The following is a 17587-nucleotide window of genomic DNA, read 5'->3' as shown; positions in this document are numbered from 1 at the left end:
GATAAATATGTAGTTTTATTTTCGGTACTATTTTTGAGCTATTTATTTCGGAAAATTCAATAAATCATTTTTAAATCCAAATCACGAATTGACCATTATTTACTATATTTGTCAAATCAAAACAAAGGAGAACCAAAAATATGTCAGTAAATTATTCAGAACAATTGCACAATGTGCTGTTATATAGCTCCCAAGAGGCCGAGCGTCTAGGAAATAATTACGTAGGGCCGGAGCATCTGCTTTTGGGAATCCTTCGAAACGGAAGCGGAAAGGCTATTGATATTTTAAATGTTTCACACATCAATATACTGAAGGTGAAACAAATTATCGAAAGTCAGATTCGCACAGACCTGGAACCTACGGGTGCAGAAATTCCAAACTTGAAAAGTACGGAGCGTATAAAAAAAATTATGGAGTTGGAAACCAAATCTTTATCGGCCGAAACTGCCGATACGGAACATCTTCTGCTAGCCATATTGAAAGAAAAAAATAATTTGGCAGGTGATATTTTACTTGCCGAACACCTTACCTACGAACAGGCGAAAGCCTTTATCGAAGCACCTAAAGATGTACCTATGATGGGCTCAAGCTTTCAGGATGAAGACGATGATGATGAAGATCCACGCCAAAAAAAGAGAGCAAATCCCTCGGCAGGTGCGAAGCAAAGTGACACACCTGCTTTGGATACATTTGGAACAGATATAACCAAAGCGGCTTTGGAAAACCGACTTGATCCTATTGTTGGGCGTACTAATGAAATAGAACGTTTGGCACAGATTTTAAGTCGTAGGAAGAAAAATAATCCGGTGCTTATCGGTGACCCGGGAGTAGGTAAATCGGCTATTGTAGAAGGTTTGGCGTTGCGTATCATTCAACGTCGTGTTTCACGTGTTTTGTTCGACAAGCGAGTTGTTTCGCTGGATATGGCATCTATTGTTGCCGGAACTAAATATCGCGGACAGTTTGAGGAACGCATCAAAGCCATTTTGAATGAATTATCAAAGAATCCGGATGTGATTTTGTTTATTGACGAGATTCATACGATTGTTGGAGCCGGTGGAGCTCCGGGTTCGTTGGATGCTGCCAATATGCTGAAACCTGCATTGGCTCGTGGCGAAATACAGTGTGTTGGAGCTACCACGCTCGATGAATATCGCCAAAGTATTGAAAAAGATGGAGCTTTGGAACGTCGTTTCCAGAAAGTAATGGTCGACCCAACTACGGCTGACGAAACTTTGCAAATTCTGGAAAATATTCAGGATCGTTATGAATATCATCACAATGTTCGTTATACCCCGGATGCCATTAAAGCTTGTGTGCGGTTAACGGACAGATATATTACCGATCGTTGTTTTCCTGATAAAGCTATTGATGCTTTGGATGAAGCAGGTTCGCGTGTTCATATCGGAACTGTTTCTGTGCCTGCAGAAATTGAGGAGTTGGAAAAGAAAATAGAAGAATTAAAGAAAGATAAACTGAAAGTACTTTCAGAACAAAAATATGAACTGGCCGGCCCAATCCGCGATCAGGAAAAACAATTGCAATATCAACTTGAAGATGCTGTAAAACGATGGGAAGAGGATGCTCAGAAACATCCGGAGACTGTTGATGAGGAACAAGTTGCCGAGGTAGTTGCCATGATGTCGGGGATACCGGTACAACGAATAGCACAGGCTGAAGGACTTAAACTTCGTCAAATGAAAGATGCTTTGCAAGGCAAGGTTATTGGTCAGGACGAAGCGGTCAATAAGATTGTAAAAGCTATTCAGCGTAACCGGATTGGGTTGAAGGACCCAAGCAAACCGATTGGTTCATTTATTTTTATTGGCCCTACAGGTGTTGGTAAAACACACCTTGCTAAAATATTGGCTGAATTTATGTTCGACAGTTCCGATGCGTTGATTCGTGTAGATATGAGCGAATATATGGAAAAATTCAGTGTTTCGCGCTTGATTGGAGCGCCTCCGGGATATGTTGGATACGAAGAAGGCGGACAATTGACTGAAAAAGTACGACGTAAACCTTATTCAATCATTCTGCTAGATGAAATTGAAAAAGCGCATCCCGATGTGTTCAACCTGTTGCTTCAAGTAATGGACGAAGGTCGGTTGACAGACAGTTTAGGTCGTCGTATTGACTTCAAAAACACTATTATCATTATGACTTCAAACGTGGGAACACGTCAGCTGAAGGACTTTGGTAAAGGAGTCGGGTTTAATACGCCTGCCGAAACGGCGATGGATGCGGAATTTTCGCGTGGTGTTATTCAAAAAGCCTTGAATAGAGCATTTGCACCTGAATTTCTAAACCGCGTGGACGATGTGATTATGTTTGACCAGTTAAGTAAAGACTCTATCAAATCTATTATTGATCTGGAACTGAAAGGTATTTTTGGACGTGTAACAGCTTTAGGATACAAGTTGGAGCTTACCCCCGAAACAAAAGATTATATTGCCGACAAAGGTTACGATGTTCAGTTTGGTGCCCGTCCGTTGAAACGTGCTATACAGAAATACCTTGAAGATGAACTGGCAGACGTAGTGTTGTCCGGTGAGTTAGAACCAGGTGATACTATTTTGATGGAGTTGGAACCGGAAACAAAAGTAATTAAAGCACGGATTGTGAAACCTACGATTGCCTTAATGGAATAAGCAATCCCTATAATTCAATGAAAAAAAGGCTGTTACAGAAATTAATCTGTAGCAGCCTTTTCTTTTAGCTTTTCCCGTATTTCGATTAGTTGGGCTAGTATTTTTTTCATTTTGGGCTCTAATGGCTCATTATCGTCGGAATGAATTATAAAATCAGCCATTTGTAGCTTCTTTTCTTCCGAAATTTGATGAGACATACGCGCTTTGACATGCTCGTGACTGATGCCATCTCTTTTTACCACCCGCTCTATGCGAATATCTTCAGATGCTGTGATAAGTATCACTTTATCAACCAACTTGTCGAAATTACTTTCGTATAATATAGCCGATTCGATAAACAGTATCTTTTTTGGATATCTGTTGGTAACCCAATTTTCAAAATCATCTCTGACAAATGGATGAACCACAGCACTAAGTTTGGCCAATAATTCAGGTTTTCCAAATACGATTTTCCCTAAAGCCGGACGATTTAGCCCCTGATCATCATATATTTCTTTTCCAAACAGGTCTTTCAGTTTTCGTCGCATCACTGAATGCTCATTCTGCAACCTTCTTGCCTCCAAATCAGTATCGTAAACCGAATAACCTTCAGCACGAAGCATGCGCGACAAGGTAGATTTTCCACTGCCAATTCCGCCGGTAATTCCTACTATCAAAGGTTTGTGCATGTGTATGAATGTTTGTGTGTTTTAATCATCTCTTTTCAATCATGAACAAAAAAACGAACAAAACAGTTCAATAGAAAAATTGTCAGACTTAAATTATCAGAAAGCTCAATTAAAATCCAAGACTAAAACCGATTGTTACAGTTGTATTTTTTCCTTGTAAAAAATCCGGAGTAAATAAATCCAGATAACCCTGAGCCGTTTTACGCACTTCGCCTACAATCGGCGTAGAAGTCACGTTATATCCTTGTATATTGCTGTAGGCCACATTTACAATAGCATAAGCATGGCTAAAAATTTCATATTGGGCATTAAACGTCAAAGTTTTATTGCTCCATGTTATATCACCTAACGAAGGTTGACTGATAATTTTATCTACCGCATGACCATCACGTACATAATTATACTCATTTCCGTGCTTAGCATTTACGTATGACAGATTTAAGTCTAGTCCGCGAACGGGTTTGTAACGCATTGCAAGATAAGTTTCTTTGGAATTGTCACCAAGGTAATTTCCTAAATTATAGCCGTTTGATGCCCAGGTAAGCGCCGGGATTGAGTGTTTATAATTGATGATATTTGTATTCGTAAATTCTGCAATTACGGATAGATTTTCTATCGGGAAATTACTGACATCAGCACCAATTTTATAGGAAATAGGATTTCTTTGTTCACTTTTTGGTGCAAATCTTCCCCAGCTAATTTCGTCGGCATATACTGAGGTAAAAAGATGCAGGTGTTTGATATTTCTTGAACTGAAATTTAAAAATACCTGAGAATTTTGATTTTCGAGGTTCAATCCTTTTGTAAGTGTATGATCTATTGATTTATAGAATGCAATAGGAATAAAATAACCCAGCTGTACGTTGTCTTCGGCATAAATGATTGAATTTCCAATCGACAGGTTCAATTTTTCGACAGGCGTAAAAGTAAACATATTGGCAGCGATGAATTTGTTTTTCATCCTATAATGTTTAGCTCCCAGATTATCCATATAATAACGGGTTGAATCTATTATATCGGAAACCAGCCAACCATGGAAGTATTGCATTTCGAACCATTTTGTCGGTTTCAAATGCAATGTCAGCATTGGAAATGATGGTGCCCTGCCCGATAGAATGTTTGATCCGTGATAATTATCTCCCCACATTACATTGTCTTTCACCAATCCGATGGAACCCCACTTCCAGGCGTACTTAATGCCACCGCGTGAATCGCTGAAATCACCACCGGAAGCAGATTCTTTATATTCATAACCCGGAAAGTCATTCAAATAGCCCGGACGTGCTAAAAGTGGTCCATCAACAGAGATATCGCGGAGACTTCCATAAACACTTAAATGCTCTCCAAACATTGCCTGAAACTCGGCTCCATACCACCGTTTAGTAATCGATCCGTTTGAATTTCGGGTAATGTGCATACCCAATAAAGGAGTTATCTTTACTCTGAATAAGCTGTCGCGATAGCTCAAACCCGGTTGAATGCCTGCAAAAGTTAGGTTTTCATTCCGACTGATGGTTAGGCTTGTAGATGGTAGCTTGTCTTGCTCCAATGCATATTCATTCAGAAAAAATCGCAATTCATCACGCTGTCTTTTATTCAGTTTGTCTTTTTTACTTTGCGCCTGTAAAAGTTTTTCTGCAATAAATGTTCTGGAATAGGGTTTGGCTACTGAATTCAGTTCGATGATATTATCGGTAGCTAACTCATCAAGATAATCATAAATTCTTGTATACGATATATGTTCGGGTATATCCTGAGCCGACAGAAATATGAAACCTAAGCAGAATAATATAGATAGAATCGTTTTTTTCATAAAATGAAGTTTGATTGGATTAAATTTTCATTGTAGATAAAAATTATCTCACATACATAATACTGGCCGACGAAGGTGCTACAATAAATGTGGTATTATCAAGCTGTGCGATACCGTTCAGATTGATTTTTCCATCGTGACACACCAAATTCCACTCTCCTTCAGGTATCTGAACAAGCACAGGTTTACGATTGCCGTTGTAAATTACGAGAATATCCTTCCAAACTTCGTCATTCACATGATTGGATAGCATAAATGCAACAACATTAGGTGTTTTCATATTGATAAACTTCAAATGCTGCTGAACCATTTCCTGTGTGGGCATACGAAATGCTGAATGGGCTTTACGCAATGCAATCAACCCTTTATAATATTCAAAAATGTCTTTGTGGGCAGTTTTTGAATCCCAGTTAATCTGATTGATTGAGTCAGGCAACTGGAAGGTGTTGTGTATTCCTTTTTTGGTACGGTAAAGTTCTTCTCCTGCATAAATAAACGGCACACCCTGCGACGTAAATACCACGGTTTGAGCTAATTTATTGAATCGAACGAGCTCTTCGTCGGTTGCGCCTGCTGGTCTTGATTCTTTTAGTTTGTCAACCAGACATAAGTCGTCGTGACACGAAACATAATTGATCGTTTGCGTTGGGTTATTTACATAAGGAGCTTTGGAATACAGTAGACCGGAATAGTTGATACTATCGTGTTGAGTGCCGCCAACTACGCCGAATTTCACGCTTTCTTCCAGGCTGTCAACTCCTGATACGAACCCGGGAATCAATGCATTTTTCCAGCTTCCTTTCAATGCGTCACGAATATCATCGCTAAATACTGCGATGTTGTCAAGCTTCTTAGCATTCTTCTTAACGGCGCGCTTAGCTTCTTCAAGCGGCGAATTTGCTGCTGTCCAACCTTCGCCATACATAAATATCGTTTTGTCTATTTTATCCAGCGCTGTGCGGACTGCATTCATGGTTTCGATATCGTGTATTCCCATTAAATCGAACCGAAATCCATCAACATGATATTCTGTCGCCCAATAAACCACCGATTCAACAATAAATTTACGCATCATACCACGTTCGGAGGCAGTTTCGTTTCCACAGCCGGACGCATTGGACCATGTGCTGTCTGGATTTTGTCGGTAAAAATAACCGGGAGCCAATAAGTCCAAATGAGAATTTTTCCCCATGGCTGTGTGATTATACACCACATCCATTACCACTCTGATTCCTGCTTTGTGGAGCGACTGAACCATTTCTTTGAATTCGCGAATGCGACAGGCAGGATCTTTGGGATTTGTGGAGTAACTACCTTCCGGAACGTTGTAGTTCAACGGGTCATATCCCCAATTGTATTTATTTTCAGCCGGTTTTGTTTCGTCTACAGAGGCAAAGTCAAATGAAGGTAACAAGTGAACATGGGTGATACCCAGTTCTTTCAAATGATCAATACCAGTCGATTCGCCAGCCGAATTTTTTGTACCTCTTTCAGTAAATGCCAAAAATTTCCCTTTGTGTTTCATTCCTGAATTCGGCGAAACAGAGAAGTCACGAACGTGAACCTCGTACAGCATGATGTCCGTAAAGTTTTTCAACGGTGGACGAACATCGTTTTCCCAGCCCGCCGGGTTGGTTTCGGCTAGGTCGATAATAGCAGCACGTTTGCCATTAACTCCGGTAGCTTTAACCCACATACCAGGAGTTTCGGCAAGCCAACGTTCGTTTATTTTGACCTGAAAAGTGTAAAATTTTCCTTTTAAATCCTCATCGATTTTTAATGTCCACGTTCCTTTTTCCGAGCGCTTCATATCATGAGTCTGATATGCTCCACCATCGTATCCGTTATCGTAAAGCAATAGCTTAACCTCAGAAGCTGTAGGAGCCCAAACTCTGAACTTAGATGACTGTGCCGAGTAGATTAGCTCCAAATCCGAACCTTCGTAAACAGGGTAATCATTAAAGCTTGCATAATGTGGTGTAGAATTGCATGCACACAACAATCCTGAAATCAGTAACATGATGAATGAGTTAGCTTTCATAAATACAAATAATAGAATTAGAATATGCTAAAAAAGCATTGTTTTTTGAAATCGATGAGACGGATATTTATTTTTTTACAATACCATTTCTTTTCAGCAAAGCATCAATAGTTGGCTCCTGTCCACGAAAACGCTTATAAAGTACCATAGGATGCTCGGTTCCTCCTTTTTCCAAAATATTTTTGCGGAATAAATCGGCTGTTTTTTTGTTGAATATTCCATTTTTTTCAAATACAGAGAATGCATCGGCATCGAGCACTTCAGCCCATTTGTAGCTGTAATATCCTGCGGCATAACCTCCTGAGAAAATATGACTGAAAGTCGTGCTCATAGCGGCATTCGGTATTACAGGGAATATCTGTGTTGATTCCATGGCTTGTTTTTCATACACCACTACATCACCTTCAAACGGCTTCTCAATTGTGTGCCAAGCCATATCAAGATACCCAAAGCTCAACTGACGCAGGCAGGCATAAGCTACATTATAGTTTTCAGAATCAATGATTTTCTGAATTAATTCGGCAGGTATTTTTTCACCGGTTTTATAATGAACGGCAAATCCATCCAAAAATTCTTTTTTAGAAGCCCAATTTTCCATTAGCTGCGAAGGTAACTCAACGAAGTCGCGATAAACGTTGGTTCCCGAAAGGGATTTATAGGTACACTTTGTAAGCATTCCGTGCAGCGAGTGTCCGAATTCGTGCAAAAGAGTGGTTACCTCATCAAACGTAAGTAAAGCCGGTTTTGAATCGGTGGGGCGTGTAAAATTCATTACGATGGTGACATGCGGGCGACTATCGGTTTTTCCTTCCATCCATTGAGGTTTGAAATCGCTCATCCAGGCTCCGGCACGTTTTCCATCACGTGGATGAAAATCTGTGTAAAGAACTGCTATGAAATTGCCTTTTTCGTCAGTTACGTCGTATGCATCAACTTCAGGGTGATAAACAGGTATATTGGTATTTTTCTTAAACTTGATACCGTATAGTTTTGTTGCCAGGCCAAAAACTCCTTTCTTCACATTTTCCAGTTCAAAGTAGGGTTTCAACATTTCGTCGTTAACGGAGTATTTCTCGTCTTTCAACTTTTCGGCGTAGTATGCCCAATCCCAGGCTTGCAATGTAAAGTAAGCACCATTTTTGTTTGCATAATTCTGAACTTCAGCGTATTCTTTATCGGCTGCAGGTCTGTAAGCGCTCAGCAATTTGCCCAGCAGATCATAAACATTTGCTTTGTTTTCTGCCATACGGTCTACAAGTTCATAGTCCGCGTAGGATTTATATCCCAACAGATTCGCTATTTTCAAGCGCGTGTTGGCTATTTTCTTTACAATTTCACGATTATCAAATTCTCCACCAATCATACATTTAGTGCTGTAGGCCATGTATATTTCGCGGCGAAGGTCTCTGTTGTCGGCATACTTCATAAACGGAACATAGCAAGTTGCTTTCAGGTTGAGCAACCAGCCTTCTTTGCCGGCTTTTTTAGCATTGGCAGCCAGCATTTCAAGTAAATCGGCAGGCAAACCGCTAAGCAAAGCTTTGTTGGTAATCAGTAAGCTGTAGTTATTGGTTTCTTTCAATACATTCTGACCATATTGCAGAGTCAGTAAGTTGAGCTCTTTCGACAATTCACGATAAACGACTTTGTCGGCTTCGGACAAGTTTGCGCCATTGTTGGCAAACTCATCGTATGTCGTTTTCAAAAGCATTTGTTGCTCCGGTGTGAGTTGCAATTTGTCTTTTTGCAAATAAACGGCTTTAATGCGGGCAAACAATTTCTCATTCAATCTAATAGAATTTGAATGTTCGGTCGTAAGCGGCGATATTTTTTCAGCAATATCCTGCAAGGCATCATTGGTTTCTGCACTTAGCAAATTGTAGAATGGTGCACTTACCTTATCAAGCAGCGCACCTGATTTGTCGAGAGCAACGATGGTATTTTCGAAAGTAGGAACTTGCAGGTTGTTGATAATGGCATCTACTTCGATAATATGTTGTTTCATTCCTTCCTGAAAAGCAGGAAAATAGTGCTCGGTTTTAATTTCGTTGAATGGAATGGTTTGATGAGGTGTTTTATATGTTTCAAAAAACGGGTTTCCTGCTAAAGCCGTTGTTGCTACAGAGATTGCTGACATAAGTAGTGTTATTTTATTTTTTTTCATTTTCCTGAATAATGAGATTTGAAAATTGGTTTTGATTGTGTTTACTGATTTCTTTAATTTAGGATAATGGGAATCAACTATTAAGATTAAATTATCCGAAATTTTGTCAAAAATACAGATAATTATTCAATGTTCCAAACTAATATAAAGCAAACCAGCGCAGTGCTATCGCTATGATTTATGAATCATTATTCATGAATAAAAAAAGTAGCACTATCGAAACTGGGACGATAGCGCTACTGAGTTATTAAAGTTTATTATTAACGGTCAAATTTGATGTAACGTGGTTCGCTTGGAACGTAGTCTTCATCATCCCACAATGAACTGGTAATCATTAGGTCTGCACTGTATCGGTTACAGGCAATGGGTACATTGTGAACACGGCATTGACGGAGCAACATCTGAATATCTGCTTCGTGTGGTTGAGCATTTAAGTCGTCGATAAGAAAAACGGCCAGATTTATTTGTTTGCGTACAACCAGTGCTGCAATTTCGGCATCGCCACCAAGTGGTCCGGAATTCATACACACTATTTCCGCTTCTACACCTTTTTCTTCAAATGCTTTTTGAATCAATCCTCCGGTAGTTCCGGTACAAATAAGTTTATGTTTCGATAACATATCGGCATTAAATACAGCCCATTCAACCATATCGGCTTTACGTCTGTCATGGGCAACCAAGGCAATTGTCAGTTGTTTATCCATATTTTCAATTTTTTCTCTGTTCATTTTACAAAGTTACGGTTTTTTCTTATTCAAACAACTGATAAAGCCAAAAGTTCAAGAAAAAACAGTCGTAAGGTTGCTTCATTTGTGAATTTTGTTTACTTTTGTTTTTAAACATTTCAATTTTATGAATAAAAAAATAACCCTTCTTTTTATCCTTTCTCTATGCGTTATGAGCCTTTTTGCTCAGCAGTCAAAACGCGAAATGCGAGCGGTATGGATAGCCACTGTTGCAAATATAGACTGGCCCAGCCAGCGTAATCTGACATCGAAAGCGCAACGCGAAGAAATGCGGGCCATGCTGGATGAGTTTGCAAAGAACAACATGAATGCCATTGTGGTACAGATAAGACCAACGGCCGACGCATTTTATCCTTCAGCACTGGAACCATGGTCGAACTGGTTGACCGGCAAACAGGGCGAAAGACCCAATCCATATTACGATCCGCTGCAATTTATTATTGAAGAGGCTCATAAGCGTTGTATAGAAGTACACGTATGGCTGAATCCGTACAGGGTTCTTAATTCGGATAACCTGGGTATTTTAAACAAGAATCATCTGTTTTACAAAAACAGAGATTTGTTTGTAAAGTATGGGGATAAGTATTACTTTAATCCGGGACTGGATGAAACACGCGAATTTCTGAATAAAGTGGTGGAAGATGTGGTAGAAAGATATGATATTGATGCTGTACATTTTGATGATTACTTTTATCCGTATCGGGTAGCCGGTGAGGAGTTTCCGGATGCTGCCACGTTTAAAAATAACCCACGTGGTTTTGCTCCGAATCAGCGCGACGACTGGCGCAGAAATAACGTAAATATGGTTATAAACGAGCTTCAAAAAACCATCAAAAGCCTAAAACCCTGGGTTGAATTTGGTATCTCGCCTTTTGGTGTGTGGCGCAATGATAATGTAGATCCGAAAGGATCGGCTACGCGCGCCGGAGTTCAGAATTATGATGATTTGTACGCCGACATTCTGAAATGGCTTAAAGAAGGAAGTATCGACTACGTGGCTCCTCAACTTTACTGGGAGATAGGCAAGAAAGTGGCCGATTATGAAATTCTGGCGAAATGGTGGAGTGAGAACTCGTTTGGCAAAAACCTGTATATTGGTCTTTATAACTCTCAGTTGGGTTTACCCGAGGCTAACTCGGCTTGGCGTAAAGGAAATGAATTAGTCAGACAGTTGCGCTTAAATAAAAATTATCCGCAGATAGACGGAGCTGTGTTTTATAGTGCGAAGGCGTTCGTGAAGAATAAGCTGGGATTAAACGATAGCTTGAAAACCAATTTCTATAAATATCCTGCTGTTTGTCCGGTTAACCGGAATATTGAAGGAGAACCTTCGGCTCAACCACAGAACATAAAAGTGTTGCGCGATGGTAAAGACGCTTTTCTGATGTGGGATGAAGTGGAAGAAGAAGGTGGTTGCCAGATAGCATATTACCTGGTTTACGCGTTCAAGGGTAAAAAGGTCGGTGACATGAATGATCCGGCTAATATCTTAATCAGAACAACCGAAAACTGTATAAATCTGCGTGACTTCGAACAAAAATTCAGAGGAAATTACACGTTTGTGGTTACTGCCATCAATCGGTATAAACACGAGAGTGTACCAACACAGGGAGTTACACGACGGATGTGATTCCGGTGTTCTATATAAAAACAGGCTGATTCGCTTTTATGTCGAATCAGCCTGTTTCTTTTTATATGAATCTATTGCTTAGTTGTATGTAGGTAAGCTGGAGTATTCTTTGGAGTAACGCAGGTGTTGATCGATATAGTTTTCGTTGTACGAAATCTTTACGTCGGTAATTTCGCCTTTGGTATTTTTTACCAGTGTATAAACAGGATTGACAAATCCGCGATACGGAGCCAGATTCAGCTTTTTATAACGTTCCAATACTTCGGCATGAAGTGCGTGATTTACTTTTACACCGTAGGTTTCCACCAGATTTTTTCCGCCTTCAAAGTCACCGGTCGATTTGATGCGCTGAATTTCTGCCAATAATTGTCCAAATAAAGTACGCAGTTTCTGGTAATCGTTTACTTTCACAAAAGTTTCTCCATCTCGGGTAACAAACTCAATCACATTTTCGGCTTTTCCCTTCTCAAATGCCCACGAAGCAATGAGTTGACGGTTACGCATGTGAGCTTCTTCAATATCTTTACCGGGTTGGATGCGGGTAAGCTGAGTCATCAAACCATTCATGATGTACGAATAGTATTCGGCTTTGAACGCTTCTTTGTCAGGCAACAGACCCAGTTCAACTATTTTCGGATCAGCCATGTAGTACAAACCAAATAAGTCGGCACGAGCTTCTTCGATGGTGGAACCGTAGGCTTTTAAAGCATCGGGATCAACACCCGGAAGTAATTTGCCGGAACCATGACCCAGACATTCGTGTAAGTCGGTGTGCAGGTTATTGGTGAGCGATGCAAATTCTTTGGCACGTTTGCGTTCCACGTCGCTCAACATAAATTCTTCGGCAAAACCATTACCCAACGATGCTTGATCGTAGGCTTCGGTAATGTTTTCGATGGTTACCGATTTCGAGCCGTATTCGTGACGAATCCAGTTGGAGTTAGGCAGGTTTACGCCAATGGGAGTGGCAGGATAGCAATCGCCGGCTAGGATGGTGGCTGTAATTACTTTGGCCGATACACCTTTTACGGTTTCTTTCTTGAATTTAGCATCAATTGGCGAATGATCTTCGAACCATTGTGCATTGGAACTAATAATTTGTGTGCGCTTCGTAGCCTCAATATTTTTGAAGTTTACGATCGATTCCCAACTGGCTTTCATACCCAGCGGATCGCCGTAGGTTTCAGTAAATCCGTTTACAAAGTCCACTTGTGAAGCCAGGTCTTTTACCCATTTAATGGAATATTCATCGTAGGTTTTCAGACTGCCTGTTTTGTAAAATTCAGTCAAACTGTTGATCACATCTTTTTGTTTATCGTTTTCGGCTACCGTTGCAGCTTTTTCCAGCCAACCTACTATGCGGGCAATGGCTTTACCGTAAAGTCCGCCTACTTTATAGGTTTTTTCTACCAACACCCCTTTTTCTTTTACCAGTTTGCTGTTCAGACCATACGAAACGGGTTCTTTATCGTTGGGGTTTTTCATTTTGTCGTAAAACGCTTCCACTTCGGCTTGGGTGATATTATCGCCGTAATAATTGTTGGCGGAGGTTTTAATCAAATCTACACCGGCTGCCTGATTGGTACGTTTTGGATAAACGGTAGGGTCGAAGAGGACAGGAGTGAGCTTGGTAATAAGCGCATCCACTGTTTCACCTTTCGACAGCGGAAGTTTTTTCGCATCAATACTTTTTACTGCTTTTTTGAAGAAAGCCGCCGTAAATCCGGGAACGAACTTATCTTCGGAATAATGATGATGAATGCCGGTACCCATCCAAACGCGTTTCAGGTAAGTGGTGAATTGCGCAAACTCTTCGGATTTTCGATCGCCTTTGTAGTTGATATACACCGCTTCCAGTGTGCGACGAATACACAGGTTATGCTTGTTGTTCTGATCGTACAGAATATCGTGACCTTCAAGCGCGGCCTGATTCAGAAAATAAATCAGTTCTTTTTGTTTCAGACTCAGGGTTTCGAAATCGGGAACGCGGTAACGCAAGATCTCAATATCGGCGAACTTATCTACCGTGTATTTGAAATTCTCAACAGGAGGCGTCGATGCACTTGTGGTTGCACCGGCCATTAGCATACTTGTCATACAAATTAGGGTTATTTTTTTCATTGTTTTACTATGAATTTAATTTACTAAAACGAATTCGCGAAACTATTGTTTTTGGGAATACAAAAATAGGGTATTTTCTACAATGTTGGTTATTGTACAAAAAAGGACAGGTCGCGACCTGTCCCTATGGATTACTTATTTGATAATTAGTCTTTGTTGATTATTCGTTTTTGCAGGGCTTCGATAATCATCATGGCCGACTGTTCGGGGCCAAAGAGCGAATTATCGAGCGTAAGATGATAGTTGCCCGACTGACCCCACGTGCGGTGTGTATAATGGCGGCAATAGTTCAGTCGTTCTTTATCTGTTTTCTCCATCTCCTTTTCAGCCAAAGCAGCATCGACGCCATACTCGTGGATAATACGGCGCATTCTGTATTCTTTATTGGCATGAATGAATACATTGAAACAGTTGGGATGGCTTTTTAAAACAAAGTCGGCACATCGCCCCACAATAACGCAGGATTCTTTTTGACTGATGTCGCGTATCACTTTACTTTGAACCATAAACAGGGTGTCGAGTAGGGGCATCTCTTCGTTTATGTAGGCATAATTCTGTTCGTACAGATCAAACAGCAGGCCGTTTGCCAGCTTTTGTTCATGCTCTTTTACATATTCGGGGGTGAAGCCCGATGCTGCTGCGGAGAGTTCGATAAGCTTTGTATCGTAAAAAGAGATTCCTAACTTCCGGGCTACTATTTCACCTATTTCATGACCGCCGCTACCATACTCCCGGGCAATGTTTATAATGAGTCGATCCGGTTGATCTGTTACAATGCTGGGTGTCGATCTGGTTTCTGTTGTTGCTTTCGGGGTAAGTAAGTTATCAATAAATGTGAGGTGCTTTCCGTAAAATTTGGCGATACTGCCTACCAGTAGAGCGGCGGCAACGGTTCCTTCGCGTATGCCCTGCAGGTTATGGAGAAAAACAAGGGAGCTCACAATGCCAATAGCTACGAGGGTGCTGTCCAGTCCCACTTTTACTTTTCCGAATTCTTTTTGAAAAGCTTTGGAGATGGCGAGCGACAATCCTTCGCCGGCCAGGTAGGTGACCTTTGCTTTTACTTCCAGAAAAACACCGAAAGCAATGATGACGCAACTAAGCAGACAGAGTATCCATTGCCACAGATAATTTGCAGGTTGAACTCCCGACAGGACAAACATGGCAAAATCGATAAAAAATCCGAAAAAGAAGGCTACCGGGAATTGCAGTAGTTGTATGGGCTGGTAGTTTTTTCGGAGTACCGCCATTTGCAGCAGAATGAGTACCACATTCATCACAATGGAGGCTGCACCTATGGTGATGGGGAATCCGAGACTGTAGACATAGGGAACGCACGATATGGGCGATGTGCCCAGATTAGCTTTTACCGACAGGGCAACTCCAAATGCCATAATAAAAAGCCCTGCTATCAGGGCTATGCTTCTTCTAAAAAGACCTTCTTTTTTCATCAAACTAATTTCCGTAACAGGTCAACCATTTAGGGGTTCTTCTGTTTTTGTTGCTGCAAAGTTAACAAATATCATTTAAACCCGCTGAAATAATGGCTTTATTAACCCTTGTTTTTTGAGGAAAGACTAAAATGCCTTATCGTGTTACAGATAGATTAATAACTATTCAATTATGAACCTTTTAAGCGGGGTCGATGTTAGAAAATAAAAATTGTGTTGTTTCAAAATTGAAATGAATACAATTATCATAAAACAGATACACTATGGATATTAATAAGATAAAACTAGTAATATGGGACCTGGATAACACTTTCTGGTCCGGCAGCATAAAAGAAGGCGGCATACAGTTGATTCCGAAAAATATAGAATTAATAAAATCATTGACTCACAGCGGTATTGTAAATTCTATTTGTTCAAAAAATACCTACGAAGTAGTAGCCGATAAGCTGAATGAAATTGAAATGTTCGATTACTTTGTTTTTCCGTCTATCGACTGGACTTCGAAAGGCCATCGGATGAATGATTTGATTAAAGATATGTCGTTGCGGGCAGAAAACGTACTCTTTATCGACGACGAAGTCACTAACATGGAAGAAGCCAAGCATTATGCTCCCGGCATTATGACTGCAAGTCCAGACGAAATAGAAGAGCTGATAGAGTTGGTGGCTACATTGGAAAAGAAAGATCTGAATCATAATCGGCTGAATCAATATAAGTTGCTTGAGCAGAAAAGAGCAGAGAAAAAAGAGTATAATAGTAACGAAGATTTTCTGTATGCCTGCAATGTTAAGCTCAATATCGTTGAGGACTGTATGCCTGAAATTGGGCGCATTCATGAATTATTGTCCCGATCCAATCAGCTGAATTATACCAAGAAAAGAATTTCTGAAGCAGAGCTCAAAGCCCTGCTCGAAAATCCCGATGCCTCCTGCGCTTACATTACCGTAAACGACAAATTCGGCGATTACGGAATCGTCGGATTTTATGCTCTGATAGCGAATAAGCTAGAACATTATCTTTTCTCCTGCCGTGTTATGGGGCTGGGAGCCGAGCAGTTTGTCTATTCCACGTTGAATTATCCGGCGTTGGAAGTGACAGGCGAAGTGGTGTCGCCACTGACCAAAGCTCCTGCGCCGGCATGGATTAATAATAATTCTATACAGAATCTAAATAAAGCAGTCCAAGCCGCAAATCCTGTTCCGAACGGGGAGAAATTTTTATTTAAAAGTCCGTGCGATTTTTCTCAAACAATTGCTTACCTGACAAATGATAATTTGTTCAGATGTGAATTCGACTATGTAGGCGCTGCCAGAAACAATGTTATTGCCGGTCATAATCATTCGGTGTTTTTGTCTCAGCTAAAAGATTATTCGCCAGCTGAGAAGCAGGAAATCCTTCGCGATTGCATTTTTTATGATGAGGAGATGTTCAACGGAACGATCTATACAGAGAAATATGATATTGTGTTTTTAAGTACATTCAACGATGCATTTGCAGGTATTTACCAAAAGAAAAATTCGAACATTCAGGTTACAGCCGGTTCGTATTTATATCCGCTAACCGATCAGAATTTCTGGCCGGGTCTTATTTCTGGAACGCTTTACAGCGCTAGTAATACATTTACGGAAGAATACCTGAAGGAATTTTCCGAAAAATATGAATTCAAGGGGAAGACTACTCCGGAAGATTATTGCAAGCGAATCAGTAAAATACTGAACGATTTAGATAAGGAAACAATATTGTGTTTAATTTTAGGCGTTGAGTTTCCTTGCGAAAAAAACACCGAACCATTCTATGTCGACAGGCATTTAGCCCATATTGAGCTGAACGAAGCTATTCGTAAGCTGGCAAAAAACAATAAGCGACTGAAATTGCTGGACATGAATGAACTTGTGAAAAGCCAAAACGATCTCACGGTCAATCTGAACGAATTCCCGTCGCGTATAAATTACGATTTATCTAAGAAAGTAATTTCGATAATCAATGAATCGGTACAGGTCGAAATCGGAAGCCGCTCGTCGCTGCTAGTGCACTTCGATGTGCTACTGAACAACGCAAAACAATTGGTAAGGAATATTATTCCAAAGGAAAGCGGTTTGTACGCCGGCATGAAAAATATGTATTTCATACTGAGCCGGAAAAGGCTTTGAAATGCAGTTATTATGTACAAAAATTATGATTACGTGCAGTGCGTTTAATTGCTGGTTGGATTCTGTTTCATGGCGGAGCTTATATAAAATGGAAGAAGCATCTTTAAACCGCCCCTAACCACGTTCGGCTGAGCTCACGTCGAAGCCTAAAG

The 17587-nt window shown here is 40.5% G+C and carries 10 protein-coding genes; 3 read left to right on the top strand and 7 right to left on the bottom strand.

Annotated features, from left to right (window positions below; genetic code table 11):
* The first annotated feature begins 140 nt into the window (after positions 1 to 140).
* Positions 141 to 2651, top strand: coding sequence for an ATP-dependent Clp protease ATP-binding subunit (locus PALPR_RS04210; RefSeq protein WP_013444373.1), 2511 nt, complete (start codon positions 141 to 143; stop codon positions 2649 to 2651).
* Positions 2652 to 2692: 41 nt separating this feature from the next.
* Here the strand turns inward: PALPR_RS04210 and coaE are convergent, their stop codons facing one another.
* From coaE to PALPR_RS04185, 5 genes are all read right to left on the bottom strand, one after another.
* Positions 2693 to 3319, bottom strand: coding sequence for a dephospho-CoA kinase (coaE, locus tag PALPR_RS04205; protein WP_013444372.1), 627 nt, complete (start codon positions 3317 to 3319; stop codon positions 2693 to 2695).
* 109 nt (positions 3320 to 3428) lie between these two features.
* The gene (locus PALPR_RS04200) at positions 3429 to 5132 is read right to left on the bottom strand and encodes a capsule assembly Wzi family protein (protein WP_013444371.1); all 1704 of its coding nucleotides are present in this window, start codon (positions 5130 to 5132) and stop codon (positions 3429 to 3431) included.
* A 43-nt stretch (positions 5133 to 5175) separates the two neighbouring features.
* A complete protein-coding gene (gene pulA, locus PALPR_RS04195) occupies positions 5176 to 7173 on the bottom strand; it encodes a type I pullulanase (protein WP_041620214.1) in 1998 nt (665 codons plus the stop codon).
* A gap of 67 nt (positions 7174 to 7240) precedes the next feature.
* Positions 7241 to 9337, bottom strand: a complete 2097-nt coding sequence (locus tag PALPR_RS04190) for a M3 family metallopeptidase (protein WP_049776942.1) — start codon at positions 9335 to 9337, stop codon at positions 7241 to 7243.
* 260 nt (positions 9338 to 9597) lie between these two features.
* On the bottom strand, positions 9598 to 10041 hold the full coding sequence (locus tag PALPR_RS04185) for a methylglyoxal synthase (RefSeq protein ID WP_041620664.1): 444 nt from the start codon (positions 10039 to 10041) through the stop codon (positions 9598 to 9600).
* A 148-nt stretch (positions 10042 to 10189) separates the two neighbouring features.
* On the opposite strand from PALPR_RS04185, the gene PALPR_RS04180 reads away from it, so the two are divergent.
* Positions 10190 to 11713: a glycoside hydrolase family 10-like protein gene (locus tag PALPR_RS04180; RefSeq protein ID WP_013444367.1), complete on the top strand. Its 1524-nt coding sequence runs from the start codon at positions 10190 to 10192 to the stop codon at positions 11711 to 11713.
* Between the two features lie 78 nt (positions 11714 to 11791).
* Here the strand turns inward: PALPR_RS04180 and PALPR_RS04175 are convergent, their stop codons facing one another.
* Both PALPR_RS04175 and PALPR_RS04170 read right to left on the bottom strand, forming a co-directional pair.
* Positions 11792 to 13834, bottom strand: coding sequence for a dipeptidyl-peptidase 3 family protein (locus PALPR_RS04175; RefSeq protein WP_041620211.1), 2043 nt, complete (start codon positions 13832 to 13834; stop codon positions 11792 to 11794).
* A 146-nt stretch (positions 13835 to 13980) separates the two neighbouring features.
* The gene (locus tag PALPR_RS04170) at positions 13981 to 15285 is read right to left on the bottom strand and encodes a cytidylate kinase family protein (protein ID WP_013444365.1); all 1305 of its coding nucleotides are present in this window, start codon (positions 15283 to 15285) and stop codon (positions 13981 to 13983) included.
* Positions 15286 to 15548: 263 nt separating this feature from the next.
* Between PALPR_RS04170 and PALPR_RS04165 the strand changes: the two genes are divergently transcribed.
* Positions 15549 to 17435: an HAD-IIIC family phosphatase gene (locus PALPR_RS04165; RefSeq protein WP_013444364.1), complete on the top strand. Its 1887-nt coding sequence runs from the start codon at positions 15549 to 15551 to the stop codon at positions 17433 to 17435.
* Positions 17436 to 17587: the final 152 nt, after the last annotated feature.

This window comes from Paludibacter propionicigenes WB4 (assembly GCF_000183135.1).
Taxonomy (GTDB): domain Bacteria; phylum Bacteroidota; class Bacteroidia; order Bacteroidales; family Paludibacteraceae; genus Paludibacter; species Paludibacter propionicigenes.
The sequence above is the reverse complement of the archived record's forward strand: the minus strand, read 5'-3'. Positions and strand labels throughout refer to the sequence as shown.